The organism is Streptomyces sp. NPDC020845, from assembly GCF_044334165.1.
GTDB lineage: Bacteria > Actinomycetota > Actinomycetes > Streptomycetales > Streptomycetaceae > Streptomyces.
In genome coordinates this window covers 17,485-43,451 of record NZ_JBIRSJ010000018.1, presented here as the reverse complement: position 1 = coordinate 43,451, position 25,967 = coordinate 17,485, and the positions used below count along the sequence as shown (strand labels likewise).

The 25,967-nt window shown below is 68.8% G+C and carries 28 protein-coding genes and 3 pseudogenes; 14 read left to right on the top strand and 17 right to left on the bottom strand.

Annotation, left to right across the window (positions count from 1 at the left end):
- Nucleotides 1-186: 186 nt before the first annotated feature.
- The 3 genes and pseudogenes from ACH4U7_RS40130 to ACH4U7_RS40120 all read left to right on the top strand — a co-directional run.
- Nucleotides 187-460: pseudogene (locus tag ACH4U7_RS40130) on the top strand (IS630 family transposase); the annotation flags it as partial.
- Between the two features lie 134 nt (nucleotides 461-594).
- Complete coding sequence (locus tag ACH4U7_RS40125) at nucleotides 595-1,233, top strand: ATP-dependent Clp protease proteolytic subunit (protein ID WP_398532716.1); 639 nt, start codon at nucleotides 595-597, stop codon at nucleotides 1,231-1,233.
- A gap of 1 nt (nucleotide 1,234) precedes the next feature.
- Nucleotides 1,235-1,837 carry a ClpP family protease gene (locus ACH4U7_RS40120; protein WP_014172690.1) on the top strand — a complete coding sequence of 201 codons (603 nt, stop codon included), beginning with the start codon at nucleotides 1,235-1,237 and terminating at the stop codon, nucleotides 1,835-1,837.
- An 85-nt stretch (nucleotides 1,838-1,922) separates the two neighbouring features.
- Here the strand turns inward: ACH4U7_RS40120 and ACH4U7_RS40115 are convergent, their stop codons facing one another.
- Nucleotides 1,923-2,354: a helix-turn-helix domain-containing protein gene (locus tag ACH4U7_RS40115; RefSeq protein ID WP_398532715.1), complete on the bottom strand. Its 432-nt coding sequence runs from the start codon at nucleotides 2,352-2,354 to the stop codon at nucleotides 1,923-1,925.
- Nucleotides 2,355-2,779: 425 nt separating this feature from the next.
- Here ACH4U7_RS40115 and ACH4U7_RS40110 point away from each other — a divergent pair, with 425 nt between their 5' ends.
- A complete protein-coding gene (locus ACH4U7_RS40110; protein ID WP_398532714.1) occupies nucleotides 2,780-3,997 on the top strand; it encodes an NAD(P)/FAD-dependent oxidoreductase in 1,218 nt (405 codons plus the stop codon).
- 21 nt (nucleotides 3,998-4,018) lie between these two features.
- Nucleotides 4,019-4,972 (top strand): sigma-70 family RNA polymerase sigma factor, encoded by a 954-nt coding sequence (locus tag ACH4U7_RS40105; RefSeq protein WP_398532713.1) that lies wholly within the window; start codon nucleotides 4,019-4,021, stop codon nucleotides 4,970-4,972.
- 147 nt (nucleotides 4,973-5,119) lie between these two features.
- Here ACH4U7_RS40105 and ACH4U7_RS40100 read toward each other — a convergent pair whose 3' ends face one another.
- On the bottom strand, nucleotides 5,120-5,356 hold the full coding sequence (locus tag ACH4U7_RS40100) for a hypothetical protein (protein WP_398532712.1): 237 nt from the start codon (nucleotides 5,354-5,356) through the stop codon (nucleotides 5,120-5,122).
- A gap of 298 nt (nucleotides 5,357-5,654) precedes the next feature.
- Entirely contained in the window at nucleotides 5,655-6,380 is a 726-nt protein-coding gene (locus ACH4U7_RS40095; protein ID WP_398532711.1) for an SDR family oxidoreductase, read from the bottom strand.
- 83 nt (nucleotides 6,381-6,463) lie between these two features.
- Between ACH4U7_RS40095 and ACH4U7_RS40090 the strand changes: the two genes are divergently transcribed.
- Nucleotides 6,464-7,342, top strand: coding sequence for a LysR family transcriptional regulator (locus tag ACH4U7_RS40090; protein ID WP_398532710.1), 879 nt, complete (start codon nucleotides 6,464-6,466; stop codon nucleotides 7,340-7,342).
- Nucleotides 7,343-7,347: 5 nt separating this feature from the next.
- On the opposite strand, the pseudogene ACH4U7_RS40085 reads toward ACH4U7_RS40090, so the two are convergent.
- From ACH4U7_RS40085 to ACH4U7_RS40075, 3 genes and pseudogenes are all read right to left on the bottom strand, one after another.
- Nucleotides 7,348-8,145, bottom strand: a pseudogene (locus tag ACH4U7_RS40085) (serine/threonine-protein kinase); the annotation flags it as partial.
- A gap of 111 nt (nucleotides 8,146-8,256) precedes the next feature.
- Nucleotides 8,257-8,904 (bottom strand): annotated as a pseudogene (locus ACH4U7_RS40080) (SPFH domain-containing protein); the annotation flags it as partial.
- A gap of 231 nt (nucleotides 8,905-9,135) precedes the next feature.
- Nucleotides 9,136-9,666, bottom strand: coding sequence for a GNAT family N-acetyltransferase (locus tag ACH4U7_RS40075; RefSeq protein WP_398532709.1), 531 nt, complete (start codon nucleotides 9,664-9,666; stop codon nucleotides 9,136-9,138).
- Between the two features lie 229 nt (nucleotides 9,667-9,895).
- Between ACH4U7_RS40075 and ACH4U7_RS40070 the strand changes: the two genes are divergently transcribed.
- On the top strand, nucleotides 9,896-10,081 hold the full coding sequence (locus ACH4U7_RS40070; RefSeq protein ID WP_398532708.1) for a hypothetical protein: 186 nt from the start codon (nucleotides 9,896-9,898) through the stop codon (nucleotides 10,079-10,081).
- Nucleotides 10,082-10,245: 164 nt separating this feature from the next.
- Nucleotides 10,246-11,037 carry a hypothetical protein gene (locus tag ACH4U7_RS40065; protein ID WP_398532707.1) on the top strand — a complete coding sequence of 264 codons (792 nt, stop codon included), beginning with the start codon at nucleotides 10,246-10,248 and terminating at the stop codon, nucleotides 11,035-11,037.
- A gap of 113 nt (nucleotides 11,038-11,150) precedes the next feature.
- Here ACH4U7_RS40065 and ACH4U7_RS40060 read toward each other — a convergent pair whose 3' ends face one another.
- Nucleotides 11,151-11,729, bottom strand: a complete 579-nt coding sequence (locus ACH4U7_RS40060; protein WP_398532706.1) for a TetR/AcrR family transcriptional regulator — start codon at nucleotides 11,727-11,729, stop codon at nucleotides 11,151-11,153.
- Nucleotides 11,730-11,884: 155 nt separating this feature from the next.
- On the opposite strand from ACH4U7_RS40060, the gene ACH4U7_RS40055 reads away from it, so the two are divergent.
- Nucleotides 11,885-13,192 carry a DUF2218 domain-containing protein gene (locus tag ACH4U7_RS40055; protein WP_398532705.1) on the top strand — a complete coding sequence of 436 codons (1,308 nt, stop codon included), beginning with the start codon at nucleotides 11,885-11,887 and terminating at the stop codon, nucleotides 13,190-13,192.
- A 157-nt stretch (nucleotides 13,193-13,349) separates the two neighbouring features.
- Nucleotides 13,350-14,132 carry a DUF899 domain-containing protein gene (locus tag ACH4U7_RS40050; RefSeq protein ID WP_398532704.1) on the top strand — a complete coding sequence of 261 codons (783 nt, stop codon included), beginning with the start codon at nucleotides 13,350-13,352 and terminating at the stop codon, nucleotides 14,130-14,132.
- A gap of 23 nt (nucleotides 14,133-14,155) precedes the next feature.
- On the opposite strand, the gene ACH4U7_RS40045 is transcribed toward ACH4U7_RS40050, so the two are convergent.
- The 6 genes from ACH4U7_RS40045 to ACH4U7_RS40020 all read right to left on the bottom strand — a co-directional run bounded on the left by ACH4U7_RS40045 (nucleotide 14,156) and on the right by ACH4U7_RS40020 (nucleotide 20,079).
- On the bottom strand, nucleotides 14,156-15,604 hold the full coding sequence (locus ACH4U7_RS40045; RefSeq protein ID WP_398532703.1) for a hypothetical protein: 1,449 nt from the start codon (nucleotides 15,602-15,604) through the stop codon (nucleotides 14,156-14,158).
- A gap of 93 nt (nucleotides 15,605-15,697) precedes the next feature.
- Complete coding sequence (locus ACH4U7_RS40040) at nucleotides 15,698-15,994, bottom strand: hypothetical protein (protein ID WP_398532702.1); 297 nt, start codon at nucleotides 15,992-15,994, stop codon at nucleotides 15,698-15,700.
- Nucleotides 15,995-16,092: 98 nt separating this feature from the next.
- Entirely contained in the window at nucleotides 16,093-17,082 is a 990-nt protein-coding gene (locus tag ACH4U7_RS40035) for a hypothetical protein (protein ID WP_398532701.1), read from the bottom strand.
- Between the two features lie 100 nt (nucleotides 17,083-17,182).
- The gene (locus tag ACH4U7_RS40030) at nucleotides 17,183-17,770 is read right to left on the bottom strand and encodes a histidine phosphatase family protein (RefSeq protein WP_398532700.1); all 588 of its coding nucleotides are present in this window, start codon (nucleotides 17,768-17,770) and stop codon (nucleotides 17,183-17,185) included.
- A 27-nt stretch (nucleotides 17,771-17,797) separates the two neighbouring features.
- Nucleotides 17,798-19,456, bottom strand: a complete 1,659-nt coding sequence (locus ACH4U7_RS40025; protein WP_398532699.1) for a pyruvate, phosphate dikinase — start codon at nucleotides 19,454-19,456, stop codon at nucleotides 17,798-17,800.
- Nucleotides 19,453-20,079 (bottom strand): transcriptional regulator, encoded by a 627-nt coding sequence (locus ACH4U7_RS40020; protein WP_398532698.1) that lies wholly within the window; start codon nucleotides 20,077-20,079, stop codon nucleotides 19,453-19,455. Before ACH4U7_RS40020 ends, ACH4U7_RS40025 begins: the two co-directional genes overlap by 4 nt.
- Nucleotides 20,080-20,341: 262 nt before the next feature.
- On the opposite strand from ACH4U7_RS40020, the gene ACH4U7_RS40015 reads away from it, so the two are divergent.
- The 4 genes from ACH4U7_RS40015 to ACH4U7_RS40000 all read left to right on the top strand — a co-directional run bounded on the left by ACH4U7_RS40015 (nucleotide 20,342) and on the right by ACH4U7_RS40000 (nucleotide 23,669).
- Nucleotides 20,342-21,475, top strand: coding sequence for a TetR family transcriptional regulator (locus ACH4U7_RS40015; RefSeq protein WP_398532697.1), 1,134 nt, complete (start codon nucleotides 20,342-20,344; stop codon nucleotides 21,473-21,475).
- 212 nt (nucleotides 21,476-21,687) lie between these two features.
- Nucleotides 21,688-22,131: a helix-turn-helix transcriptional regulator gene (locus ACH4U7_RS40010; protein ID WP_398532696.1), complete on the top strand. Its 444-nt coding sequence runs from the start codon at nucleotides 21,688-21,690 to the stop codon at nucleotides 22,129-22,131.
- Between the two features lie 33 nt (nucleotides 22,132-22,164).
- Nucleotides 22,165-22,602, top strand: a complete 438-nt coding sequence (locus ACH4U7_RS40005) for a VOC family protein (protein ID WP_398532695.1) — start codon at nucleotides 22,165-22,167, stop codon at nucleotides 22,600-22,602.
- Between the two features lie 188 nt (nucleotides 22,603-22,790).
- Nucleotides 22,791-23,669, top strand: coding sequence for a sigma-70 family RNA polymerase sigma factor (locus ACH4U7_RS40000; RefSeq protein WP_398532694.1), 879 nt, complete (start codon nucleotides 22,791-22,793; stop codon nucleotides 23,667-23,669).
- A 40-nt stretch (nucleotides 23,670-23,709) separates the two neighbouring features.
- Here ACH4U7_RS40000 and ACH4U7_RS39995 read toward each other — a convergent pair whose 3' ends face one another.
- From ACH4U7_RS39995 to ACH4U7_RS39980, 4 genes are all read right to left on the bottom strand, one after another.
- Nucleotides 23,710-24,066, bottom strand: a complete 357-nt coding sequence (locus tag ACH4U7_RS39995) for a YciI family protein (RefSeq protein WP_398532693.1) — start codon at nucleotides 24,064-24,066, stop codon at nucleotides 23,710-23,712.
- Nucleotides 24,067-24,248: 182 nt separating this feature from the next.
- On the bottom strand, nucleotides 24,249-24,881 hold the full coding sequence (locus ACH4U7_RS39990; RefSeq protein ID WP_398532692.1) for a DUF2461 family protein: 633 nt from the start codon (nucleotides 24,879-24,881) through the stop codon (nucleotides 24,249-24,251).
- A gap of 136 nt (nucleotides 24,882-25,017) precedes the next feature.
- Nucleotides 25,018-25,677 carry a hypothetical protein gene (locus tag ACH4U7_RS39985; protein WP_398532691.1) on the bottom strand — a complete coding sequence of 220 codons (660 nt, stop codon included), beginning with the start codon at nucleotides 25,675-25,677 and terminating at the stop codon, nucleotides 25,018-25,020.
- A 55-nt stretch (nucleotides 25,678-25,732) separates the two neighbouring features.
- Complete coding sequence (locus tag ACH4U7_RS39980) at nucleotides 25,733-25,885, bottom strand: hypothetical protein (RefSeq protein ID WP_398532690.1); 153 nt, start codon at nucleotides 25,883-25,885, stop codon at nucleotides 25,733-25,735.
- Nucleotides 25,886-25,967 lie beyond the last annotated feature (82 nt).

The window sequence follows — 25,967 nt, the reverse complement described above, 5'->3', positions numbered from 1 at the left end:
CGGCTGTTGCGACAGGCGGCACATTCCGGGCCCGCCGCCCGACCCGCACGGGTCGGCGTTCCCACGCCAGGCGGCCGCGAGGTTCCTCGAGGTGTCGGCACAACCGTTGTCCAGGTTGGAGCGGTTGGATGGGCGGTGACGTCCGTTCCGACCGCTGGAGGTGTGGTGGCCGAGCCTGTGCGGGACGGCTGCTACTCCATCGGCGACGACACTCTCTGGGGCGTCACCGCCGCCACAAGGGCACCGCCAACAGCATGGCCGCCGCCCTGAAGCCACTGGGTGAAGAAGAACAAGGTCGAGCTGTGTTCCACCCCGACCTACGCCTCCTAAGCCAACCCGATCGAGGCCTACTTCGGTCTGGTGCGGCGGTTCACCCTCGCCAACGCCAACCAAGGAACGCGCCCGCGTCCGCGGCGAGAAGGGCATCCGCTGGGGCGGACGCCCCCTGGCGCACGCCTCGGCCCGGGCCGCCGCGCCCACTGAGCCGTCAACTCTGCCCGTGGCGAATCTGCGGCGGGCAGAGAAACCGCATCCGGGGATCTCCCGAGGTCAAGAGTGGAGTCGACGGCGTCCCCGCCTCGACAAGGAGACCAGATGACTTCACTCACCACGCTCCCGCCCCGCGCGGAGGAGGGCGACACACCGCCCAGCCGCTTCGACGACCATCTCGCGGCACAGCTGCTCGCCCAGCGGATCGTCCTCCTCGGCACACAGGTCGACGACGTGTCGGCCAACCGGGTGTGCGCGCAGCTGTTGCTGCTGTCGGCGGAGGACCCGCGCACCGACATCAGCCTGTACGTCAACAGCCCCGGCGGGTCGGTCACCGCGGGTCTCGCCATCTACGACACCATGCGGCTCATCCCGAACGACGTCTCGACGCTGGCGATGGGGTTCGCCGCCAGCATGGGCCAGTTCCTGCTCACCGTGGGGACGCCCGGCAAGCGGTTCGCGCTGCCGAATGCGCGGATCATGATGCACCAGCCCTCAGCGGGCATCGGTGGCACCGCCGCGGACATCGAGATCCAGGCGGAGAACCTCCAGTTCACCAAGAAGGCCATCGAGCGGATCACCGCCGAGCACACCGGGCAGAGCGAGGAGACGATCGCGCGGGACGGCGACCGGGACCGCTGGTTCACGGCCGAGCAGGCCAGGGAGTACGGGATCGTGGACCGGGTGGTGGAGTCGGTCGCCGACATCCGCCCGGCCGCGTCGCGCCGACGGATGGGGTTGTGACATGGGGTCGTACACGGTTCCCTACGTCATCGAGCGGACCGCGCAGGGTGAGCGGTCCTACGACGTCTTCAGTCGGCTGCTGAACGAGCGGATCATCTTCCTCGGCACCGAGATCGACGACGGGGTCGCCAATGTGGTCATCGCGCAACTCCTGCATCTGGAGTCGGCGAACCCGGAGCGCGAGATCTCGATCTATCTCAACTCGCCCGGTGGATCGTTCACTTCGCTGATGGCGATCTACGACACGATGACGTTCGTGCAGGCGCCGATCTCCACGTTCTGCGTCGGCCAGGCGGCGTCGACGGCGGCGGTGCTGCTGGCCGGCGGAGATCCCGGGCGACGTTTCGTGCTCCAGCACGCGCGGGTGCTGCTCGGCCAGCCGGCCAGCGGCGGTCGGCAGGGGACGGTCTCCGACCTCAGCCTCGCGGCCAAGGAGATGGTCCGCATCCGCTCGCAGGTGGAGGAGGTCCTGTCCCGGCACACGCATCACGACGTGGCGACACTGCGCGCGGACATGGACCGGGACAAGGTGCTCACCGCCGAGGAGGCCGTCGCCTACGGGCTCGCCGACGAGGTGCTGAGCCGACGGCTCGCGTTCGTCTGACCCCGCGCGGCCGTGGCCCAAGGCCGACGAGCCGGCCGGTACGGCGGTGGTGCGCCCCGTCGTACCGGCTGTCGGTTCGTTCGGGTCAGGCGACGAGGCAGAGGCCGTCGTACTGCGCTGTGGGCGATGTGCGGCCCCGGCCCGCCCGGCTCCGGGCGTACCGGGCCAGCTCGTCCTGGGCGAGCGAGAGCAGGTCGGCGAGGCCGAGCCCGAGGGCCTGGGCCGCGGCCGCGAGCACCTCGGAGGAGGCCTCCTTGCGTCCGCGCTCCAGCTCTGACAGGTACGGCATCGAGATCCGGGCCGACTCCGCGACGTCCTTCAGCGTGCGCTCCTGGGCGAGCCGCTCGCGCCGCAGCACATCGCCGACGAGGTCGCGCCACAGGGGTTCCCTCGGGGCGGGTGTCTGTGGGGCTCCCGCCGGTCGCTGCGGGGCGCGGGTAGCCCCGCCGGACCCGGGCGGCGAGGTCTGTGGGCGCAAGGGGATGACGCGGGCTTCGTTCGGCGCATGAGTGCTCACCCCTTCAGCCTAGGGATCCGGGGCGCCGCGGGAAGGGAGCGGCGTTCTGCCCTGGGTGAAGCCATGTGGGCGGACTGGAGGTGTCGCGAGCCGGTGAACCTTCCCGGTCACAGCACGAGTAGGGCTTGGGCAGGGGCCCGGCTGCTGGCCCAATGGCCCGCCAGCGAGCTGAAGCCGGTGCAGTTGGCTCTCCAACCCGCCCGACGACACCCCGCTCACCACGCTCATCCCGCTCGTGCGGCTGGCCAGCACGGCCAGGTCGGCGGGTGGGATGCCGAGGCGTTCGGCGAGTTCGCCGACGGACATCTTCTGTTGGGCGGCGCTCCTGCCGCTCTGTGACCCATGCCACACACAGTTCCTGTCAGGAATTGGGGCGCCGTCCCGCTCAACTCACGCAAGAGCAAGCGAACCGACAGGAGCGACACATGAAGCACCGCATCGTCGTCCTCGGCGCCGGCTATGCCGGGGCCTATGTGGCCGGAAACCTGGCCCGCCGGCTGTCCCCGGCGGACACCGACATCACCGTGGTCAACTCCGAGCCGGACTTCGTCCAGCGAATGCGGCTGCACCAGCTCGCGACCGGCCAGCAGATCAAGGCTCCCAAGCTTGCCGACGTCTTCGCGGGCACGGGGATACGGCTGCACCTGGCCCGTGTCACCGCCGTCGACCCCGAGCGCCAGGTCGTCGCCGTGGCCAACGCCGACGGCGGCGGCGAACTCGGCTACGACACGCTTGTTTACGCGCTCGGCAGCCACGGCGACGACCACGGCGTCCCCGGCGCGGCCGAGCACGCCTTCGACATCGCCGCCCGGCCCTCGGCGCTGCGCCTGCGCGAGCGCCTGGACAGCCTGGGCAGGCGGGGCGAAGCCGGGAACGTGGTGGTCGTCGGCGATGGGTTGACCGGCATCGAGACCGCAACCGAGATCGCCGAATCCCGGTCCGGCCTGTCGGTGACGCTGGTCGCCCGCGGCGAATTGGGCTCCCGGCTCTCCACCGGAGCCCGCAGTCACCTGCGCCAGGCCTGCGACCGGCTGGGCATCACCGTCCTGGAGCACATCAGCGTCGAAGTCGTCGAAGCGACGCGGGTGCTGTGCGCCGACGGCACCGCCCTGGCATCCGACGCAACCGTGTGGACGGCCGGGTTCGTGGTCAACCCCATCGCCGCCGCCGGCGGGCTGGGGGTCACCGAGAACGGTCGGATCGTCGTCGATCGCACCATGCGGTCGGTCTCGTACCCGAACGTCTACGCCGCCGGCGACAGCGCCTATGCCATCGGCGACAACGGGCGGCCGCTGCCGATGTCCTGCGCCTCGGCCGGCTACACCGGCCAGCAGGCCATCGAGGCGATCGTGGGACGCCTGACCGGCCGCAAGGTCGCGAACACCAAGCTGGTCTACACGTACAACCACATCAGCCTCGGGCGGCGGGACGCGATCCTGCAGATGGTCGACGACGAAGGGCAGGCAAAGCCGAAGCACATGGGTGGCCGGAGCCCCGCGCGGATCAAGGCGGGCATCCTCAAGATGGCGCTGTGGGCCACCTCCCACCCCACCTTCGGCATGCCCAAGCGCAAGCACCGCCTGGCCGCCGTGACGGACGCGACCGCCGTGACGGACGTGACCGCCGAGAAGGCGGTCGCGTAGCCGCCTCATAGGGTGTTCCGCGTGGACGACACCGCCACTGATCGCTTCGACACCAGCCGGTTCGAGGCCAGCCGGAACCGGCTGGCCTCGCTGGCGTACCGGCTGCTGGGCTCCGCCGCCGACGCCGAAGACGCCGTGCAGGATGCGTTCCTGCACTGGCAGGCCGCCGACCGGCAGCGGATCAAGGTGCCGGAAGCGTGGCTGGCCAAGGTCGTCACCAACCTGTGCCTCGACCGGCTCCGCTCGGCACAAGCCCGCCGCGAACGCGCCGTTGGCGCCTGGCTGCCCGAACCGCTCCTCGACGGCGACCCGATGCTCGGCCCGGCCGGCACTTTCGAGCAGCGCGAATCGGTCTCCCTGGCCGTGCTGACTCTCATGGAGCGCCTGTCACCCCTCGAGCGGGCCGTCTACATCCTGCGCGAAGCGTTCTCCTACAGCCACGCCGAGATCGCCGAGATCCTCGACATCACCGAGTCCGCGAGCCAGCAGCACCTCCACCGGGCCCGGCGCCGCATCACCGCCGCGCGCCGCGGCGGCGGCGAAGCCGACCCGGCAGCCGCCCGCAGGATCGTCGAGGAATTCCTCGCCGCTGCCTCCTCGGGCCGCACCGAACGGCTGGTGGCGCTGCTCACCGACGACGCGACCGCGATCTCCGACGGGGCTGGCCTGTCCGAGACGCTGCTGCGGTACGACACCCCGCAGCGCATCGCCGCCATCGCACGGGCCGGCTTCAAACCCACACCCGCGAAACGGCGATTCGCCGGCGGCGCGCCCGCCATCCACTACGCGCTCGTCAACGGCGCCCCTGCCATCCTCTTCGTGCTCGGCGACCAGATCGTGGGCGCCGTGACGTTCGACATCACCAACGGCAAGATCGCAACCGTGCGCGGCATCGCCGCCCCCACCCGACTCGTCCGCCTCACCGAAGCCTGGCGGCAGCACGAACCGGACACGCCGCTCATCGCCCAGTGGTGACCCGATGCCGACCGCGGCCAGGCGCAGCTCCCGCGCTGCGCTGAACCGCTCCCGGGCTTCGGGCGCCACCAACTGCATGCGGGCAGCGTGCAGCGGCTCGCTGCCGTCAGTGCGTCAGCCGCAGCCCGGTCCACTGATCGCGGCGTCTCACCGCACCAGCAGAAACGCGGCGAGCACCGCGACGATCACGGAGACGCCGCAGAATGCGAGGTGCGAGCGCGGGTAGGGGTAAGTTTCCTGCTTCACGCCCTTGTTGATCTCGTGGGCCCACATCACAAACAGCTTGCGAGTCGGGAACAGGCCGATTGTCAGCCCGACGAGGGCAAATGAACACAGGACGAGCATGTCGGTCAGGGCGAAGCCCTGCGACGAACCGATCGCCACTGCTCCGACACCACACAGCACCCATATGAAGGGGTACACCGTCCAGAATTTCTGAATTGGCACCCATTTAGCCATGGCGGAGCAGTGGATTACGAGAGCTATGACAGCCATGAGCCACGGCCACTCCGTGGCAGGCGACGTGAGCACGGACTTTCCCCCTGAGTCGCTTTGACTCCGCAGAGGTTAGCAGCGAGGTTGGTAGCGGTGGCCCGCCCCGTAGGGCGTTCGCCGCAGAGCACGTGCTCGGGTTCGTCACGCCATACGTGGGCGGCGAGGCAACCGCCGGCCGGATCGCGCCTCACCAGGGGACGACGCCCTCGTCGTCGAAGAAGCCGCCGCGCGGTCCGTCATCCGGCAGGGTGGCGAGCCGGATTGCGATCGCGGCGCCTTGCTCGGGTGTCCGCGGCGCGTTGAAGCCGGTGAAGTCGGTCGCCACGTAGCCGGGGCAGCAGGCGTTCACGATGATATTCGTATCGGCGAGTCGGCGGGCGTACTGTGCCGTGACGCTGTTGAGCATGGACTTCGACGGTGCGTACGCGGCCATGATCGGGCCGGTCTGCCGCGTCAGCGAACCCATATTGCTCGACATGTTGACGATGCGCGGCGAGTTCGCGCGGCTGAGCAGCGGGAGCATCGCGTTCGTCACCCGAACGACCCCGAACACGTTTGTGTCAAGGACGGTGCGGACGACGTCGAGGTCGAGCGTCGTGGGATCCTGCGCGTCACCGTCGGTCCGGCCAGAGATGCCCGCGTTGTTGACGAGCACGTCGAGCCGACCTGCCGTCTGCTCGATCGTCGCCGCCGCGGCGGCGACGCCGTCGTCGGAGGTGACGTCGAAGGCGACCCCGAACGCGTCGACGCCTGCGGCACGCAGGTGCTTGACGGCCTCCTCGCGCCTGGCATCGTCGCGAGCCCCCACCGCGACCGTGAAGCCGATCGCCCCGAGACCCTGTGCGATGGCGAAACCGATTCCCTTGTTCGCGCCGGTGACCAGCGCGGTCTTCGTGTCGTTCACTCGATCCATGCTCGGCGAGCCGCGCGCTCGCCGTCCAATACCGGATCAGTCCACTGTGATACTCACCAGGTATCAGGCAGTAGGCTGCTCGCGTGGACGATCTCGAGACCCGCGAGCTCCGGTACTTCGTCGCCGTCGCCGAGGAATTGCACTTTGGACGCGCCGCCGGTCGGCTCGGGATCGCACAACCGCCGCTCTCGCGCGCGATCCGCCGGCTGGAGCAGCGGCTCGGCGTCCAGCTCTTTGACCGGGACCGTCGTGGCGTGGCGCTCACGGATGCCGGCAGGGTGCTGCTTCGGGAGGCCGGAGTGGCCCTCGATGCGGTCGCGGCCGCTGCGCGTCGTACGCGGCGTGCCGGGGATCCGAAGCGGCCACTGGTGCTCGCGACGAAGGCCGGGGCGTCCCACGAACTGCTGCGACGGCTCCTCGACACGCTTGCGAGCGAACCCGGGACGGCACCGGTTGAGGTCCTTCTGTGCGAGGTCGGCGAGCAGGCACGGCTGCTCCGCGACGGGCAGGCCGACGTGGCACTCATGCATCGCCCGTTCGACGACCTCGCCGGGTTCGACGCCGAAGACCTCTGCGCCGAAGGCCAGGTCGCGATCCTTCCCGCGGGGCATCCGCTCGCATCACGCGATCAGCTCACGCTGGCGGATGTCAGCAATGTGCCGGACCTGCCGATCGCTCGATGGCCCCGGCTCGACGGGTCCTACCCGGACGGGCCCGGACCGGAGGTACACACCCAGTCGCAGCTCGCTCAGCTCGTGGCGCTCGGCAAAACGCTGCTCGTCATCCCTGCCTCCAGCCGTGCCTGGCAGTGGCCCGAACATGTCGCGGTGCCCGTCGTCGACGCGCCGAAAGTCACCACGGTGATCGCATGGCCACAGAGCAGTCGCTCCCAGGAGGTTGCATCACTCGTCCGCTCAGTGGCCGGGCTCCGCTCTCTGAACCGGCGGAAATCACACGCGTGATCGGCTCAAGGCGCTGTGGCGGTAGGGGCGTTATGCAGGTCGACCATCGTGCGTACGGGAGGCGGCAGCCAGTCTTCGGACGGGGAGTCGTTCTGGGAGAGCTGCTCGAGTACCTCGGTGGGTGTCGGACGGCCGTTCGGGTTGTGGTCGAGACACCGGGTGATGATGCCGACGAAACGAGCCGGCAGCAGACTGAGGGCTGACTCCAGGGATTCGCCGTCTGTGAGCGGCGTGGCTCCGGCGGCATGGCACAGCACCATGCCATAGGCGTAGAGGTCCGCGGCGGGCGTGATCGAGGTGCCGGTGAGCTGTTCCGGGGCGAGGAATCCCTGTGTGCCGACGACATGGTTGGTACGGGTGAGTGCGGTGCTGTCGAGGGCTCGGGCGATGCCGAAGTCGATGACGCGAGGGCCTGCACTGGAGACGATGATGTTGCTGGGTTTGAGGTCACGGTGGATGATGCCGCAGGCATGGATGCCCTCAAGTGCCTCGGCGATGCCGACGGCGAGGGTGAGAAGGGTTCTCGTGGGCAGGGCACCCTGCTGTCTGAGGACATCGTGGAGTGAAGGGCCTGGGATGTACTCGGTGGCCAGCCAGGGCAGGTCGCCGTGGGAGTCGGCGTCGACCACCGGCGCGGTGTGGAATCCGCCGACACGGCGTGCGGCATCGATCTCGCGGGCAAAGCGTTCCCGGAACGTGGGGTCCGCAGCAAACTCAGGCCGGATGGCTTTGACCGCGACCAGGCGCCGCCCGGGAGACCGGCCCAGATAGACCGTCCCCATCCCTCCTTGGCCCAGCCGAGCCGTCAGGTGGTAACGGCCGATACGGCGAGGGTCGTCCTGCCGCAGTGGCTGGTGTCCGGGTACGGGACTGGCCCGGACGGGCGACTGCGGTGTGCTGCGCGTCGCTCCGCTGCCGCGGGCGAGGATGGCGGCCACTTCGCGTTCGGTCTCCGCTTTCAGCAGCGCGGCCTGCTTCACGCCTTCGGCCTGAAGGATCGCGGCGCGCTTGTCACGGTCGGCGCGCATCTGCTTCTCCATCGAGTCCTGGATGGAGGTCGGCGGCTCGATCGCCTTGAGCTCGACGCGGTTGACGCGGATGCCCCACTTGCCGGTGGCCTCGTCGAGCACGCCACGCAGCGCCGCGTTGATCTCCATGCGGGAGGTCAGGGCGCGCTCCAGGTCCATGCCGCCGATGATGTTCCGCAGGGTGGTGACGGTCAGCTGCTCGATCGCCTGGATGTAGCTGGCGACCTCGTAGGTGGCGGCGCGGGCGTCGGTCACCTGGTAGTAGATGACGGTGTCGATGTTCACCACCAGGTTGTCCTGGGTGATCACCGGCTGCGGCGGGAACGGCACGACCTGCTCACGCAGGTCGACGCGGTTGCGGATGGTGTCGAAGAACGGCGCGACGATATTGACGCCCGCGCTGAGGGTGCGGGTGTAGCGGCCGAAGCGCTCGACGATGGCGGCGCTCGCCTGCGGGATGACCTGGATCGTCTTGATGAGCGCGATGAACACGAATACCACCAGGATGATCAGGACGATGATGATCGGTTCCACAGCGGCCCCCGTGCCTTCTCTGGCGTTCCTGCGCGCGTCAGACAGTCCCGTGCCAGAATTCTTCCAGATCTACCCACGATTGGGCTCGAGTTCACGGACAAGAGGTCGGGTCGGCCCCCAACGGTGGGTGTCGAACCGGTGGTTGGTGTGGCGGTGTGGGCTATTGGTCGAGCTTGACCCGCCGACCAGTGGGACCGGGAGAGCCCGTCGTCGGCTGACCTGCCCGCGCCGTCAGCCGACCCGCCGGGCCAGCACCTGTCCGGGCCAGCTCCCGGACAGGAAACGGTCGGTAGGGGTGAAGCCGTTGCGTTCGTAGAACGCGACCAGTTCGCCCCCGCCACCGGCCCAGCAGTCGACCCGCAGCAGTTCCACACCGGCCCGCCGGGTCTCCTCGGCGGCATGGGCCAACAGCGCCGCCCCGATGCCCAGACCGGCGTGCCGCCGGTCGGACACCAGCAGCCGGACGTACCGCTCGGGCTCCCCGACCGACGCGATCGGCACCTTCGGGTCGGGACCCGAGCCCAGCACCAGGGCTCCGACAGGTGCTCCGTCCAACTCCGCGATGTAAGGGGCGTTCTCGGTGGTGTATCGCTCGACGCGCGCCACCCCGCCGGGTTTCTGCGAATACGGCGTCGTGCCCCACTGCTCGGTGTTTCCGCGCTCGTTCATCCATGCCACCGCGGAGTCGAGCATGTCCAGAATGGCGGGTGCGTCGGCCAGGCTGCCTGGTCTGATCCGTATGCCATGCGTGGTGTCGGTCACGGCGGAAGCATAGGCGCTGTCGGTCGGATCATGGGCGGAGCCATAACCTGATCACACCGGTCGTGACTGTGCCGTGGAAGACGTAGGCCCGCCTGTCATATCGAGTGGCGACGGCTCGGGGGGTGATGATGCCGCTGTGGACGTGGACGAAGGATCGTGGTGAAGTGATCCACCCGGCTGCCCGAACCGGCGTTGCGGACGGTGCGGCTTGCTGCTCAGGAGGCATGACGTGGATATGGGATACCGATGGCTGGTCGTCGTGGCCGCCACCGTCGCCTCAGGGATCATCATGATCCGTCGAGGTGGCGAAGCGGTGTGGGTCTGGGCCATCGCGATGAGCGCATTCATCATCTACGCGACGGTGTGGACGCTGGCGCGCCGGCGGAACTCTCCGAGTCGTTCCAGGAGGAAGTGACCGCATCGTCCCGTTCGGGAACGCGAACATCGGCATTCCATGGCGTGACCACTGTCATGGCTGCCGCGCTTCGGCTGCGGCTCCGCTCATGATCCGCGTGTGGGAGTGACTGTCACAGCTGACCTATACGCTGCGAGCAATGTACGACCAGCTGACCGGAAGCCATGATGACCAGCACCTCCAGACCGACGGTCGAAGCGATACTCGCCGTTCTTCCCGAACTCGCTCCCCACGCGCGCGACGCGGTCATATTCCATCCCAAGCGCGCAGAGCCGGACTGCCGGGACAGTTCTATCGGCGGACCACTGCTATGGCCGGCTGACGAACCGTGGCCCGAATGCTCCTTGCCCGACGAGAACAGCCCATCTGGCGTGCCTGCCACACCCATGGTGCCAGTCGCACAGATATTCCGCCGCGACGCGCCGGGACCCTGGTGGCCCGCTGGCATCGACCTCTTGCAGATCGTTTGGTGTCCCAATGAACACTGGGATCCGCCGGCCCCGCAGGCCGATGTCAGCCCTGTGCTTGAGGTGCGATGGCGTCGGGCCGCTGACGTGATCAGCCCATTGACGACTCCGCCGCCGCCCTCGCGGTATGAGGAGGACGGCTACCTGCCGCAGGCGTGCGCCATCACCGCCGAGCACGTGACCGACTTCCCTTTCCGTGAGGAGCTGCCGGCAGAGCTCCGTCCGCGGCTTGAGGAACTGGTCCGCGAGACCGGCGACGGCGGTGACGTCATCACCCGCCTCGCCGGCTGGAAACTCGGCGGCTGGCCAACATGGCACCTGAACCACCCCACAGTCTTTGCCTGCGGTGACTGCGGCACGGCAATGACACTCCTGTTCACCGTGGCCAGCGACGACGAGACAGGGGTTGTCGTCGGCCGGTGGGGAGACTTGCGCGTCTTCACCTGCCCTGCCGACTACCGTCACGCGTTCCAGGTAGACCTGCACTGACCTGCGGCTCAACCCCCGCGACCCGTCCGCGATCGGGCGGGATGAACAGCTGAATCCGGAGACCCGGCTTCCGGCTCATGAAGGGCGGTGCCCGACGGGGTCGATATCGACGGTCACGCCGGGGTTTGCATCCCTGCGAGCGTGACGCTGACGAGCCGGTGGACGGCGGCTTCCGAGGGCAGATCGGCGGCGGCTGTGAGCGAGTGGAGGCAGTAGGTGGCGAGTTCTCGGGGGGCGATGTCGTCCCGGAGTGCCTGGGCGGCGGCGGCTTGCGCAATCACATCCTCGAAGAGCCGGCTGAGGTGGCGCTGTGCCTGGACGATCGCTTCGCCGCGGTGGAGGAGCGCCGAAAGCTCCTCTGTGCCCTGGCTGCGTCGGCGGTAGGAGATGAGCGCGTAGTGCTCGAGGACCGCCCGAACCCGTTCGCCGGGGTCGGGGAGGCTCTCGCGGAGTTGGTGAAGCTGTTCGATGTGGCTTGCGATATGGCGTTCGTGGAATGCGCTCAGGATCGACTCGACATCGGGGAAGTACTTGTAGAGCGTGGCCCGGCCGATGCCGACCCTCTCGGCGATCTGCGACATGGTCACCGACATGGGTCCCTGCTCGGAGGCCAGTGACCAGGTGGTGCGCAGGATCGCTTCGCGCACCGCGTTGCGATGCTCCTCGATCGTCTCGTTCCACAGCTTCGGCACCGAGCCATTGTACGCCGCGCCGCTGGTGCGACGATTCGACTTGACAGCGACACTCTGTATCGCAAAAGTTGTGACTGTCGGCACCGGCCCCGATTGCCGGACGTGCAATCGCGTCGTGAGCGTTGCCGGGCAGCCAAGACGGAAAGGGCGTCGCCATGACACAGCCGCATTCCCATGCCGGGGCTTCTGCCGGGGCCTCGGGGGCACTGGAAGAGCTGTACAGCAGCAGGCCGCCGTGGGACATCGGCCGGCCCCAGCCGGCGCTTCAGGCACTCGCTGACGCCGGGGCCATCCGGGGCCGGGTGCTGGACGTCGGCTGTGGCACTGGCGAGCACACCCTGCTCGCGGCTGGTCTGGGGCTTGACGTCACCGGTATCGACCTCGCCACAAACGCACTGCACACCGCCCAGGGCAAGGCAAGGTCGCGCGGGCTGACTGCCCGCTTCCTGCGCCACGACGCCCGAGAGCTGGCACGCCTTTCAGGTCCCTTCGACACCGTGCTCGACTCTCTGGTCTTCCACAGCTTCACCAGCGAGGACCGTGCCGCCTACCTCCGCGGCCTGCGCACCGTACTGAGGCCGGGCGGCCGCTATTTCATGCTCGGCTTCAGCGACCGGCAGCCGGGTGAGCTGGGACGCCCGCACAAGCTCACGGCACAGGAGATCCGTCTTGCCTTCGCCGAGGGATGGCGCATCGACTCCATCCAACCGGCCACCATCGCCTCGTACCGCCACCCCGACGGCCTCCAGGGCTGGTTGGTCTCCGCCACCAAGACCGGGTCCTCCGAGGTCGACGATGCCCACCCTGCGGCACTGACCGAGGAAGCGGCCCCCGATGTGGGCAGCGACATGCTGACCGCACAAGCCCACATCCCAACCGACCGGGCGAGCCGGTACCTCGTCCAACTCTGCCGACACGGCAGCCAGATGACCGGAATCCCCGGCCACCGGCCGCGCGCCCACACAGCCGGCGGGGCTCCTCCCCGGATCCGGCACGTGGAATGGTCCGACGCCTGCGGCGTCCTCGACTTCGGCTTCGGACAGTGCACTCTGGAAGCCAGTCCCGAAGGGCTGACACTCCGCGCCCGGGCCGACGATGAGGAACACCTGCGGCGCATCCAGGACGGCATCGCCTCACGCATCGAGAAGATCGGCAGACGCGACAACCTGCATGTGACCTGGCATCGTTCCCAGGCTCCGGCGACAGCACCCGAGGACGCCCCCGGCGTGGCGGGCGGGCCACCCGCCGCACGGTCACCGCTCCGCGCCCACGGCAAGACGATCGCCTTGTCCGCCGTCGCCCTGCTGGTCCTGGCCGTGCACCTCGGAGCCGGCCGCGCCCTGGTGGACTCCTCGTGGTCAAGCTGGGCGCTCGTCATCATTCTCGGCATTGTCGCGGTCAAGGCCGCTGTCATGACGACCGTGGTCATCCGCCGCCGCAAGACCGCCAGAGCACGCCGCTGAAGCCAGACGAGGCGCTCGGCCAAGGGTGCCCCGAGTGCCCCGAGGGCCCCGGGTGCCCCGTGCCGCGATGAGTTTCCGCCCGGTCGGGAGTCTGTTCTGGTGACCGTTGTAGGGCGTCGTACGACGCTGCCCAGCATCAGACACCACGGAGGACACCATGACGACCATGCCGAACGATTCGACCGCCGCGCTGCCCGGCCGCCCGCCCGTCGTCGACCTGGCCACCTGGCAGGCCGCACGTGACGAGCTTCTGGTCCGCGAGAAGGCCCACACCCGCGAGGGCGACGCCCTCGCCGCGGCCCGCCGCCGACTGCCGATGGTGGAGCTCGACGGGACGGTCGAGGTCGTCGGACCCGACGGCCCGGTCCCGTTCCTGGACCTGTTCCAGGGCCGCGACGAGCTCGTGGTCTACAAGCACATGTGGTACGACGGCGCGCCGCACCAGGGGCAGTGCGAGGGCTGCACCACCACGGCCTGGCACTTGAAAGACAGCGCTTACCTCAACGCCCGTGGCGTCTCGTTCGCCGTCCTGACCACGGGCCGGTGGGACGAGGTGGCCTCCTACGTCGCGTTCATGGGCTACACCCAGCCCTGGTACTCCGTGCGCGGCGTGGAGGGGCCGGTCGGCGGCGACATGGGTTACCTCACCTGCTTCCTGCGCGACGGCGACCGCGTGTTCCTCACCTACTCCACGACGGGCCGTGGCAACGAGCGGGTCAACGGGTCCCTGGGCCTGCTCGACATGACGCCCTACGGCCGCGGCGAGGCATGGGAGGACAACCCCCAGGGCTGGCCCGAAGGCGGCAGCCCGTGCTGGTCCTGGCGCTCGGACGCGGACGGGAACGCGACCTGGGGCCCGACCAGCCGCCCCGTGCCCCAGTGGACCCGCCCCGGCGCGACCCCCGTAGAGACCCTCGGCCGGCACAGCCACCACCACTGACCCGTCTACGCCGCCGACGCGGGCTATTCCTGATCCCACAGCCGCAGGGAGTCGTTCAGGAAGCGCTGGCCCTCGGGTGATACGGACCATTTCCACATCCGGTTCCCGGGTTGGTACCGTTCGCCCGGGTGTGTGTTCAGCCACGCCCGCCATCTGTCCAGATTGCTTCCCTGGTACAGGTTGAGGAGCACCGGGACGTTGTTCCGGATGGGCTCGCGGTCCGGGTTCTCCTCAGTCACCTTGGAGTAGGCCCCGAGGATCGCGGCTATGTACCTGATCGACCCGTCCGAGGTGCGCAGAATCTCCCGACGGCCGTCTTCTCCTTGGCGGGGAAGGTATCCGGCCTCGATCTGTTTGACGATCTCGGATTCGATGTGCACCTTTCCGGGGCCGGCCGACAGGTGATAGTCGAGCGGCGGCCGAGCGGGAAGCCCGTCCCTGACGTCCTGCCACCAGCGGTCCTTGTTCTTCAGGGCTTCCCATGCGATGGCGCCGACGATGGCCCTCGGGTCGACGTTCCACCTGCGCGCCTCTTGAAGAATGGTGTCCTTGTGCAGCTCGATCCAGCTCAGCACGGCGAGTTCGTCGCGGGAGTAGGGCTTGCCGTTGCGGTCCACACCCTGAGGGGCCACGGACGGGTAGGGCAGGGTGTCCGCGCCCCTGAGCTCCCACGAAAGATCCGCGCTCGTCGGCGCCTCGGCGCCGCGCGGCCACGACGGATGCGCTGCGTAGACCTTGTCCAGAAGCAATCCGAGGCCGGAGGCCCGCGCCCCATAGGTCTCCTTGATCCGCAACAACTCGCTATCGTCCAAGTTGTACGCGAACTGGGCGGCTGCCGCCCGGTTGGCCAGCAGCGCCTTGAGGAACGCGATCTGGTCGTCCGGCGGGACGTCGTCGTTGTGCTTTTCCCACGGGAACGGCTGTTTCCACGGAAGCGGCAGCTCGGGGATCATTCCGGGCTGGTCCCAGCCGAGCTGCCGGGCGACCTTGTCAGCGGTCTCCTTGGAGACCGCACCGCTGGCGAACGCGCTCACCAGCGCCTTGATTCCGGTCGGGTCGGACATCAGCCGCCTGATCTGCTCGCTGCTCAGCTGGTTGTAGAAACCGGCGTTGAAATAGGGATCGTTGGCGTGTTTGCCGAGCTCCGCCAGAATCGGCCCGAGGCCGTCGGCCTGCTCCATGCGCCTCGCCAGCGCGGCCCCGGCCTCCGTCGAGCGCGACTGCTGCGCGTACTGGGTCTGCAGTCGCTGAAAGGCGGTGTTGACGTCCTGGTCGGAGGCGGAGACCAACTTCGGGGGCGTACCCGCCGTGGGGCCGCCCGCCTCCTGGAACGCCCGGCCGACCGTGCTCACATCCCGGTCCGTGTAGAAGGCGGCGGCGATCCACTTCGCCACGGACGAGTCCAGCGACGAGGGTGGCGCGACGCCGCTCTTCTCGGCGTCCCGCAACGCGGACGACAGGTACGCGCTCACCCACTGCTGAAACTGCTCCGCACCCCGCGTACAGGCCGCGGAATACGCGAAAAGTTTCTCCGGAATCGCCGACACCATGTCAGCCCAACCTTCCTAGTTCCTGGGCTTTTGCTGCGCATGCTGTGCGTGGGCCTGTGTGGTGGCATGGTCCACCTGCGCCTTGAGCCGTGTGGCCTCTTCCCTGAGGTGGATCAGGGCCGCTCGCTGGCGGGCGAGGTCATGCTCGTAGTGCGTGCGTTTCGCGCCCTGCCAGTTGGCGCTGTTCGGAGTGGACAGGAGCGCCTTGCGCTGCCCGCTGCGCAGCCACAGAAACCAGTCGATCTTCTCGATGAACTGTTTCAGCACCCAGCTCAACCGATCGGCGGCCTGATAGTCGAACTCGGGCGGCATCGGTCACTCCCCCTGTGTGGATCCCACTCAAGATTTTCAGGCCCGTACCTCCAGGTGTCATTGACTTCAAGCGCAAAGTTCTTGATCCTCCGCGCACTTCACTGGTACATCGGCGTCATCAGGTCAAGGCGCTCCGCGTATTCGGACCGGCCGAGGTCTCGGTATGCTCGCGCCCACAACGGCTTGAGATCGGCGAAGTGGGCGCTCGGTGCGTTGACGAAGATGTCCTTGAGCCCGAGCAACGCGGTCGCCGGGTGTCCGGTGTCGAGCAGGCGCTCAGCGTCGGCCAGCGCCGGTTCGAGCGACGACTCCCACGAGCTGATGTAGACCACCGGCTCCCGATCGTAGTAGGCGTCGGCTGGGGCGAGCACGCCGATGCCGTCCGCGCCGGGCTGGTGCCGCCACCCCTCCGGTACGTCAAACACGATGTCGAACTCGGTGTCTTCCGTGACGGCCGTGCCTTTCCACCGTGAACCGGGAAAGGTCCGATCCGGGTCCGGCTGTACGCGGAGTTCGGCGGCCAGCCGGTCAACAAGTCTCCGGTCTTTGGCGCGGGCGCTGATGCGCCACTGGTTTTGGGCAAGCCACACATCTAGGTCGCGACCCGCCGGGGGCTCCGGGTCCGGGTTCTCGCGCCACCGTCGTAGGGCCCACGACAGCATGAAATCCAGGCCGGTACGGGTGTCCGCACCGATCAGGGTCACACCGTGTTCATGGCCGCTGGCCAGAGCGACCGGATGGTCCAGCCTCCCGAGTTCCGGCGCGGGTACCAGCCAGCCGACGTCGCCGCCGTCGCCGAGGAAGCCGAAGGGCACGAACTCGGGCGTGGCGTAGTGGGGCAGCGACGGCTGCCGACGCTGGTTGTCGAATTCCGGGTAGCCGTCGCAGCCATCGGGCGGGCGGGGAATCGTGGCCAGGTCGAACATGAAGTCGTAGTGGGTTTCCAGCAGGGTGTAATCGTAACTTTCGTTTTCTTGGTAGAAGTCGTACGCGTCCTGCCAGGCGATGTCGATCAGTGTGCGGAGCGCGGGCGGTGTGGGGAACGGAAAGAGGTCGTCAACCCATGGCGGCGGTGTCGAATCGGTCACGGCACCCGAGGATACTGACGAACATCAGCCGCCCGAAGTGGCCCCCGGGCGTACGGTTTTACCGTGGCCCGGCCGCCGAACGCAGCGGTCACGCCGCCTCTCATGGCCGTGTGCCGTTCCCGAACCCCGTCCACCGCAGATCGGTCGGCAGGTGGCCCATGTCGTTGTACAGCAGTACCGTCGGCGCCATTCCGTCGCGGTATTCGATCGCGGTCAGTGCCGTGTTCCCACAGTTCAGCCCCAGCCATCGCACCGGTGGCGCGTCGAGTGCGTGCCGGACGAGCCAGGCCACCTGATAGGCATGGGTGACCAGGACCTCGTGAGTCTCGGATGTGGCAGGGCGCGCGAATCTGTCGGTGAGGGCATCGGCGAGGCGTGCTCCCGCCGCGGCCTCCTCGGCGTCGTACCCGTCGAAGAACGCCGCCCACGCCGGCGGCGCGTCGTCCGGTACGTGCGGTACGTGATCGATCAGCTCGGCCGCTTCCCGCACGCCGGCGTTCGGGAGGTGCCTGCCGACGATCTGCGCGCACCGCACCGCCCTGGGGAGGGGGGAATGCCACACCGCGTCGATCGGAAGTGCGGCCAGGCGCCGCCCGAGCAGTTCCGACTGCCGCTGCCCGATGTCGGTCAGTACGCCGAACGGGTCCGCCGCTCCGTGCCGTACCACATACACGTGCCGAGTCGGCATCGCCGATCTCCTTTCAGCTTTGCCTTGTCATCGGGTGGTTGAGGACCGCAGTGCGGCATGGGCCGCTTCGAGCCGCTGGGATTCGTCGCGTGGGGAGTGGTCCCCCGAGGTGTCGTCGGCCCATGCCAGCAGTCGGTGGAGGTGTTTGTCGCCCGCGTTCGCGACGATGCGGGGGCGGCCGAGGGCGACCTCGCCACTCGTCCCGTCGATGGTGATGAGGGTGCCGTCGCCGATGGTGCGCCCGCCGGCCGTGACGGTGCCGTTGCCTGCATCGACGGTCAGGTCGACGACGCCCACGACCGCGGGCCTTTCCATGGCTCGTGCGACGACCGCGGCGTGGCTGGCCGGCCCGCCGCGAGCGGTGACGATCCCCGTGGCGGCGGCGAGACCGTGCATGTCATGGGGAGAGGTCTCCGGGCGCACCAGGATGACCGGGGCGCCTTGGGCCATGCGTACCGCTCGGTCCGCCGTCGTCGCCACCTGGCCGACCGCGACACCGGGGCAGGCGCCGAGGCCCCGGGCGAAGACGTCGGCCTCCTCGGATGACGCGATGCGTGGCGTGCGGACATGACGGAGATGGCTTGGGGAGATCCTGAGCAGCGCTTCGTGCCGTTCGATGACCCGCTCGTCGGCGAGTTCGGTGGCCACCCGCACCGCGGCACCTCCGACGAACCGGCCGGGCCGGACCTGCAGAATCCACAACTCGCCGGCTTGGAAGGTGAATTCGACATAGCAGGCGTCGCGGTAGTGTCCTTCGATCCGGCTCAGGGCGTCGAGCAGCTCCGCCCACACCGTCGGCTCCCGCTCGCCGAGTTCGCGCAGCGGCCGGGTCGTCGATCTGCCGGAGACGACGTCCTCTCCTTGGTGCCCGAACAGGACTTCGCCGAATGGGATGTTCTCACCCGTGTTGGGATCGCGGCTGAACGCGACTCCGGTGCCGCTGTGGTCGTCGCGGTTCCCGAACACCATCGTCTGGACGATCACGGCCGTTCCGAGGTCGTGCGGGATGTCGTGCAACGCGCGATAGGTTCGTGCGCGTGGTGTGTCCCAGGACGAGAACACGGCCTCGACCGCCGACGCCAGCTGGCGGGCCGCGTCGTCGGGGACCGGCTGTCCGCACCGTTTCCGAACGAATTCCTCGACTGCCTTCATCGCATCGGCGAGGCGTGTTTCCTCGTCCTCGGTTCCTCGCCCGGGATCTTCTCCATGGCCGGTTACTACGTCGCCCGCGTCGCTCACGTCGCCCGCCTCCGTGTTCGTGACCGCGGAGGCGAAGCTCGACAGGAAGCGCAGCCGCGAGTTCAGCGCGAACGGCCGGTCGCCCGTCTCGACGGCAAGGCCCGCGGTGGCTTCGGTCGTGAGGCCGAGGTTGAGGATCGTGCTCATCATGCCGGGCATCGATACACCGGCCCCGGAGCGCACGGAGACCGCCAGCGGCATCCTCGGTCCGCCGAAGGCGCGCCCGGTGGTGAGTTCGAGCTCGGCGATGGCCGTCGCGAGTTCGTCGTCGAGCCCGTCGGGCAGACATCCGTCCCGTAGGAAGACACGGCATGCCTGTGCGGTGATGACGAACCCGGCCGGCACCGGCAACCCGAGGCGGTGCAGGAGGACCAGGCCGAGTGCCTTGCCACCCAGTGTCTCCGCCGCCTCCTCGGCCTGGGCGGAGATCGTGCGAATCCATCTCATCGCCGCATCCCGAGGGTGGCCAGCAGGTCTTCGTGCAGCTCCGCCCATACGGTGTGGTACGAGGCGGTGCTGTCGGTCACGTACTCCAGCGCGCCGGAGGCGGCGCGATCGAGGGCTCCGGCGAGACGGTCGCGGTAACGGCCGAATCGCGGCAGTGCCGCGGACAGCTCGGCACAGACGGGGGCGGCGCGTCGATCGAGATCGGCGAATAGGTCGAGGACCCGGGAGTCGTAGGCGGGGTCGCTGTGGTCGTTGGCGTTCACGATGCCATCGACGGTGCGGAGTTGCCATGCCGCGCAGAGGTCGAGCAGCTCCGGGTTGAGCACGAGAAACCGGTCGAATGCCGCCTCAACGGCTCCGCGGGCGTTGGCCGAGGCGAGTTCGTCGGTGATGCGCTCGGCGTCGGCGGCGCGGCCGGTGTCCGTGAGCAGCCAGCAGGGCATGTCACCGGATATCCGTGTGACGAGGCCCTCGGCCCCGAGATCGATGAGCTCGGACTCGATGTCGGACTCGTCGAGTCCCGTAACCCCCTGGAGGCGGGTGGGGCTGGCGGCCCCGGCACAGCGCAGGGCATGCAGCACCAACAGGTTGGCGCTCGTCGCGTGAGTTTCGGACCGGGTCATGTCGTGTCTCCTGGGTGTGCGGTTCGGTTCGTGGGAAGGCCGCCGGTGGCTCGCGGCGCGAATTGAGTGGTCTTCCGGCCGTCGCCCGGCCCCGGCGGTCGGGATGTCGACGGTTCGCGGTGTTGCTGCGCCTTGGCTGGGTGCCGTCGGCCGGCCTCGAACCCCTTGCCACCCACACTCAACCTCCGATGTTTACGTTTTCTGGATGACGTCATCATCTGGATGCCGTTTGTATCATGACACGGGAGCGGAAGGGGACACGATGGCGAGACTGACGCGCGCCCAGCAGCAGGAGCGGACCCGCGCGGCGGTGCTGGTCGCGGCCCGGGAGGAGTTCGCCGAGCACGGCTACGCCGAGGCCAAGGTCGACCGGATCGCCGAGCGAGCCGAACTGACCAGGGGCGCGGTCTACTCCAACTTCACCGGCAAGCGCGCGCTCTACCTCGCGGTGCTCGCCGACGCCGCCGAACGGGCCAGAGCCCGCGCCGAACCACCGGTGGAATCGCCCGACTCCGTCGGGCGAGCGCTCGGCGCCTTCGCCCGGGTCTGGCTCGAGCGACTGCCCCTCGCCGGCGACACACCAGGAAGCGGCCATCTTCAGTTGCGTTCGCTGTCCGGAGTGCTCGACACCGAGCCGACCAGGACCGCGCTGGCCGAACTCGTCCGGTTCGAAGCCCTGCTGCTCGCCCTGGCACTCGAGTCGCGCCCCGCGGCGCGCGGCCGGATGGTGCGACCGGCCCAGCTGGCGCTGACCCTCCTCCACGGAGCGGCCGGTCTCGCGGAGAACGCCCCCGGGGTCGGTGACCCGTTCGACCTGGCCCGCGCCGCCGAGCACCTGGCCGACACCGCCGTCAACGACGACGCGGACCCACCGCACCTGCCCTTCATCGCCCGGGCACAGCCGGCGGAGGACCCGTGGGCGGCGCCCCGAGGCCTCGCCGACGAGATCACCGGCCGCGCGGTCGACCTCGCCGACGACGGCGTGGTCGTCGTGCTGGGCGTGAGCCGTCTGTCCGCGGCCGAGGAGGCGGTCCGCTCGGCCCGGCCAGGCGACGCGGTGACGATCGTCGTCGCCACGAGCGACCCGGCCGAGACCGGCCGACTGGCCCGCCTCCGTATCGTCGATCTCGTCGCCTGCCTGCGCCGGGTGTTCGCAGCCGAGGAACTACCGCGGCCGCGCATCGTCTTCGACGACGGTGGCACGGTTCCCGCGGCCCTCGGCAGGACCTCGGTCGACGACCTCACCGAGGTCGCGATCCGGGTGCGCGACGGGCTGATCGTGGCACACGCTGTCGGCCACGGCGCCGGCCACGCCGTGGCCGACAGCGGCGCCCCGCACCGTGGCCGCGGCACGACGGCGGCGAGCCGGAGAGACCTGCGGACGAGGTCTGAATGACCCGATGCCCAAACCCGGTCGTACGTCGAAGGCGCTCAGAGGTCGTCCAGGTCCCTGTGCTGGATCTACGACGTGGATCTACGACTCCCACCGGGTCACCATCGAGGGCCACACCGGAACACCAGACCGGAGCCACCCCGGGCAGTCGCCACAGGATGCCCCCCGGTCGGCCACTGAGACTTCCGGGAGCGGCGGGTCCCGGTGACCGCACAATGGGTCCCGTGGCCCATGTTCCGATCGCTCGTCATCTGCTCCGCGCCAGGGATCTCGCGGACGCGCGCTACTCCGAGGCACTCACTGTGGCCGGGATGGCCGCGGCTGCCGCGCTGTCCACGGCCCACTTCAGCCGCTGCTTCAAGGCCGCGTTCGGCGAGTCGCCGCACCAGTACCTGCTGACCCGTCGCCTGGAGCGGGCCGCCGCCCTGCTGCTTGCGACCGACTGGACGGTGGCCGAGATCGGCGTCGCCGTCGGTGTGCGGAGCATCGGTTCGTTCACGACGAGTTTCCGCAGGATGTACGGGATGACCCCGCAGGCGTACCGTGCGGCGCATCCGCCCGCCGCTCGCCATGTCCGCATCCCCCGCTGTGTGGCGATGGCCTACGGTCGGCCACGGAACCGCACGTTTCGAGAAGACACGGCGTTGCCGGCTGCTTAGCGTCGTTTCCAGGCAATCGAGCGAGGAGCGGCCATGACGACGATCAAGATCGCGAATGCGCAGTTCTGGGTGCACGACCAGGACGAGGCGCTTGACTTCTACACCAGGAAACTCGGCTGGGAGGTCCGGGCGGATGTGACGATGGAGGCATGGAGCTTCCGGTGGCTTTGCGTCGCCCCGCCCGGCGCGGACGGTCCGGCGCTGGTGCTGATGCCAGTACCACGGCAGCCGATGCTGGATGAGGCGAGCAGTGCCCAGCTGTCGGACCTGGTGGCGAAGGGAGCGGGCGGCACGCTGTTCCTGGAGACCGACGACTGCCAGGCCGCGTATGACGAGCTGTCCGCCCGTGGTGTCGAGTTCAACGACCCGCCGACGGTGCAGCCGTACGGGATCGACACGTCGTTCCGGGACCCGTCGGGCAACAACATCCGGCTCACGCAGGTGCTGGAGTTCGATCCGGAACGGCACTGAGCTCCTGGCCCAACACCACCGGGAGCACGCCGTACGGGACCTGCAGGACGTCCTGACCGCCTGAAGTCAGCTCCACGGCCACCCTCGGACCGCCGCGGCACTGGAGATGAGTTCTCCGTCACTGCCGTCACATGGGCGGCCTCTGGAGGCTCATCCCGGTGAGCCTTGACGATGGGATGGTGTGACTGGTGAACGAGAGCGAGTGGCTGGCCGAGCGCTTCGAGCGGGAGCGCCCGCGGCTGCGTGCGGTGGCATATCGGATGCTGGGTTCGGTGGCGGAGGCCGACGACGCGGTGCAGGACGCCTGGCTTCGGCTGAGCCGGTCCGACGAGGAGCAAATTGACAACCTCAGCGGATGGCTGACCACCGTCGTCGCGCGGGAGTGCTTGCACCAGTTGCGGTCCCGACGGCGCCGCCGGGAAGACCCGCTGGTCGAGCACCTGCCCGACCCGGTCATCCGGGCCGGAGACCCCGACCCCGAGCAGGAGGCACTGCTGGCCGACGCGGTGGGCCTGGCGCTGCTTGTCGTACTCGAACGGCTCACCCCGGCAGAACGGTTGGCGTTCGTGCTGCACGACATGTTCGGCCTGCCCTTCGACGAGATCGCCCACATCATCGACCGAAACCCCACGGCCGCACGGAAGCTCGCCAGCCGAGCGCGGCGCAGGGTCAGCGGCGCGGAGATCCCCCGGCCCGATCGGGATCTCGCGCGCCAGCGGAAGGTGGTCAACGCGTTCTACGCGGCGGCGCGGACGGCGGATCTCGACGCCCTCGTCCAGGTCCTCGCCCCCGATGTCGTGCAGCGTACCGAGTTCGGTGCCACCCGGCCGCCGAGCGTCGTCCGCGGTGCGGCGGCGGTGGCCGAGCAAGCCCGTGTGCCCCGCGGTGGCGAACTGCGCTCCGTCCTGGTCAACGGCACGGTCGGCGCGCTGGTCACCCGGGATGGACAACCGTACTCCGTCATTGCCTTCACGGTCACCGGCGACAAGATCGTCAGGATCGACGTCATCCGCAACGCCGACCGCGTCCGCAGCCTCGCGTCCAGCATCCTCGGCCAGGCCGAGTGAGCGGTCCGGCCCGGTGCGCGGCGCGCGCCGGGCCGGGAACTCACCAGTACTTGGCGGACGGTCGTACTTCGACCGCGCCACCCAGTCGCGCCTGCGGTACGCGGGATGCGATCGCGATCGCGGTATCCAGATCCTCGGCCTCGACCACCAGGAACCCGCCCACCGAGGTGTTGTCGAACGGACCCTCGGTGGTGACGGCCGAACCGTCCTCCACTCGGACGGTCGTCGCGTCCTTGGGCAGACCCATCGGCGGCGCACCGGTCACGTTCTCCATCTTGCCGATCGCCGCCCAGTCGGCGTACGCCGCCTTGCTGTCCTCCTCCGACACCAACTCCGCCTGCGGAGTGCCCGGCAACGGATACGTGCCCTGGTGGATCACCAACACAAACTGCATCATGTCCTCCTCATCGAGTGCGCCCTTCGCACACACCCATGAGCCCGGGCATCACACCGATGTGACCTATCGGGTCGTACGGCTGGTCGTTGACACGGGTGGTTCTCCGGCGTCAGCGACGGGGTGACCAAGGTCCTGAAACCCGCTCGGGCCCGCCGACGGCGCGGGCGGAGCGCTTTCCGGTGTCAGGCGGAGTTTTTCACGTGACGGACCAGCCAGGTGAGCATGGGGTCCAGGTCGTCGGCGGCTGCGAGGACTTTGCCGACGGCTTCAGGGGTGTGGAGCCAGTCGTCGCAGCCGAGGGGTTGGGCAGCGATCAGTGAGCGGTGGCGCAGCAGGTCCGCGCGGCAGTGGTCGGACGGATAACCCCGTGGGGGGCGCTTCATCACGTCCCCGGAGATGTCGTAGCCCTTCTGCCGCAAGTCCTCGGCGATGGCGGTCAGTTCGCGGCCGCTGCCCTCGGCGGCGACGGCCTTGCGGAACATGGCGACCTGGCCAGGGTCCGGATACCACCAGGCTCCCTGGATCCGCAGGCCGTCCAGATCGAACCGCAGACCGATCTCGATCTTGCGGCCGAGTCGGATCACCGCGCCCTGGTGCTGCCACCACCAGGAGTTTGTGCGGTAGTGCCAGACAGAGAAGTCCTCGTACCGTGGATCGGCGTCCGCCACATCGTTCAGCAATGCGATCATCGGCTGCCGGACGAGGCGTTCGCGATCCGCGCGGTACTGCTCGCGTACCGCGCTTGAGGGCTCGCCCTGCAGGTGCAGTAGCACGTCCATGGCTCGCTCCGGCCAGCCGGTGAACCGTACGCTCATGCTGGCACCATAACCCACCCATGATCCATTCAACGACGTGGTAGCACGTGCCGGGAGGAGTACCTCCCGGCACGCGGGAGGTCGTGCGCCTGGCAGGCCGACTGGAGCGCAGCGCAGGAGACGACGTTTACAGGTTTCAGGAAGGGGATGCCGCGCTGGGCTCAGACGTGCCGGCGGCCGTGTCCGGGGTGGTAGCCGAGTAGAAGACGGACTTCTGCTGCTTGATGCGGTGGACTTGACCCTTGGCGACGAGCGACTCGAGAGTGCTGCGTACGACGGTGGCCTTGATCTCGCGGTCCGGCAGAGCCTGGGTGAGGGCAGTGGTGACCTCGGCTGCGGAGCGCGGTTCACCGTGCTGGATGAGGTCATCACGGATGAGGTCCCGGAGCGTGGGCACACCGGTTTCTCTCACCTGCTTGGGACGGCTCGTGTCTGACTCTGCCCTCTTCCGCTTGCCGGTGGTCGTGTTGGCGTTCTTCTTCGGCTTGCGCGCTGCCGGCAGCGCTGCGGACTTCGGCGCAGTGGACACACCGTCCTCAGAGCCGCTGACCTCGGTGTTCCCCGCTACGTCGGCGGCGGATTCGCCACCGAGGGTCTGTCGCATGCTGAGCAGGAGCACCCGGTTGTTCTCGAGCACCGACAGTTGCTGTTGCAGCGCCGAGATTTCGGTGCTCAGGCGTTCGTGTTCGGCGGAGTTGCGTTCGAGATCTGCGGTGATCTGTGCCGCGTACTGGGACTTCAGGTTGGTGTTGTCGGTAGAGGTGTCCACCACAAGCTCCCTCGTCTGGGGGCGCAATCAATGTTTGGTGCTGGATGGTACATCTACGCGATGGCTACGGGGGCTACTGGCCTCAGCGGACAGGCGTGTAGTTGATCCGGGCGCCGGGGTAGCCGTCCGGGAGCCGGTGCTGCACGAGCGGCGCGGTGGGGGCCGCAGGCGGGCGGCCGGCCTTCGGCGCCGCGTCCAACGCGCGGACCGCCTCCGTGGGCCGCTCGCGGCGCACGGATTCGTGCGCTTCAGTTTCCGCTCGGTGTCAGATTGCCGCGGAAGAAGGCGGTGACCGCTGCGGAGGCTTGAGTGAACTC

What these genes read in the sequence shown, in the direction of transcription:
- ACH4U7_RS40125 (WP_398532716.1), top strand. Translation starts at nt 595, where the DNA reads ATGACTTCACTCACCACGCTCCCGCCCCGCGCGGAGGAGGGCGACACA.
- ACH4U7_RS40120 (WP_014172690.1), top strand. Translation starts at nt 1,235, where the DNA reads ATGGGGTCGTACACGGTTCCCTACGTCATCGAGCGGACCGCGCAGGGT.
- ACH4U7_RS40110 (WP_398532714.1), top strand. Translation starts at nt 2,780, where the DNA reads ATGAAGCACCGCATCGTCGTCCTCGGCGCCGGCTATGCCGGGGCCTAT.
- ACH4U7_RS40095 (WP_398532711.1), bottom strand. Translation starts at nt 6,380, where the DNA reads ATGGATCGAGTGAACGACACGAAGACCGCGCTGGTCACCGGCGCGAAC.
- ACH4U7_RS40065 (WP_398532707.1), top strand. Translation starts at nt 10,246, where the DNA reads ATGATGACCAGCACCTCCAGACCGACGGTCGAAGCGATACTCGCCGTT.
- ACH4U7_RS40055 (WP_398532705.1), top strand. Translation starts at nt 11,885, where the DNA reads ATGACACAGCCGCATTCCCATGCCGGGGCTTCTGCCGGGGCCTCGGGG.
- ACH4U7_RS40050 (WP_398532704.1), top strand. Translation starts at nt 13,350, where the DNA reads ATGACGACCATGCCGAACGATTCGACCGCCGCGCTGCCCGGCCGCCCG.
- ACH4U7_RS40040 (WP_398532702.1), bottom strand. Translation starts at nt 15,994, where the DNA reads ATGCCGCCCGAGTTCGACTATCAGGCCGCCGATCGGTTGAGCTGGGTG.
- ACH4U7_RS40030 (WP_398532700.1), bottom strand. Translation starts at nt 17,770, where the DNA reads ATGCCGACTCGGCACGTGTATGTGGTACGGCACGGAGCGGCGGACCCG.
- ACH4U7_RS40025 (WP_398532699.1), bottom strand. Translation starts at nt 19,456, where the DNA reads ATGAGATGGATTCGCACGATCTCCGCCCAGGCCGAGGAGGCGGCGGAG.
- ACH4U7_RS40020 (WP_398532698.1), bottom strand. Translation starts at nt 20,079, where the DNA reads ATGACCCGGTCCGAAACTCACGCGACGAGCGCCAACCTGTTGGTGCTG.
- ACH4U7_RS40015 (WP_398532697.1), top strand. Translation starts at nt 20,342, where the DNA reads ATGGCGAGACTGACGCGCGCCCAGCAGCAGGAGCGGACCCGCGCGGCG.
- ACH4U7_RS40010 (WP_398532696.1), top strand. Translation starts at nt 21,688, where the DNA reads ATGGGTCCCGTGGCCCATGTTCCGATCGCTCGTCATCTGCTCCGCGCC.
- ACH4U7_RS40005 (WP_398532695.1), top strand. Translation starts at nt 22,165, where the DNA reads ATGACGACGATCAAGATCGCGAATGCGCAGTTCTGGGTGCACGACCAG.
- ACH4U7_RS39995 (WP_398532693.1), bottom strand. Translation starts at nt 24,066, where the DNA reads ATGATGCAGTTTGTGTTGGTGATCCACCAGGGCACGTATCCGTTGCCG.
- ACH4U7_RS39990 (WP_398532692.1), bottom strand. Translation starts at nt 24,881, where the DNA reads ATGAGCGTACGGTTCACCGGCTGGCCGGAGCGAGCCATGGACGTGCTA.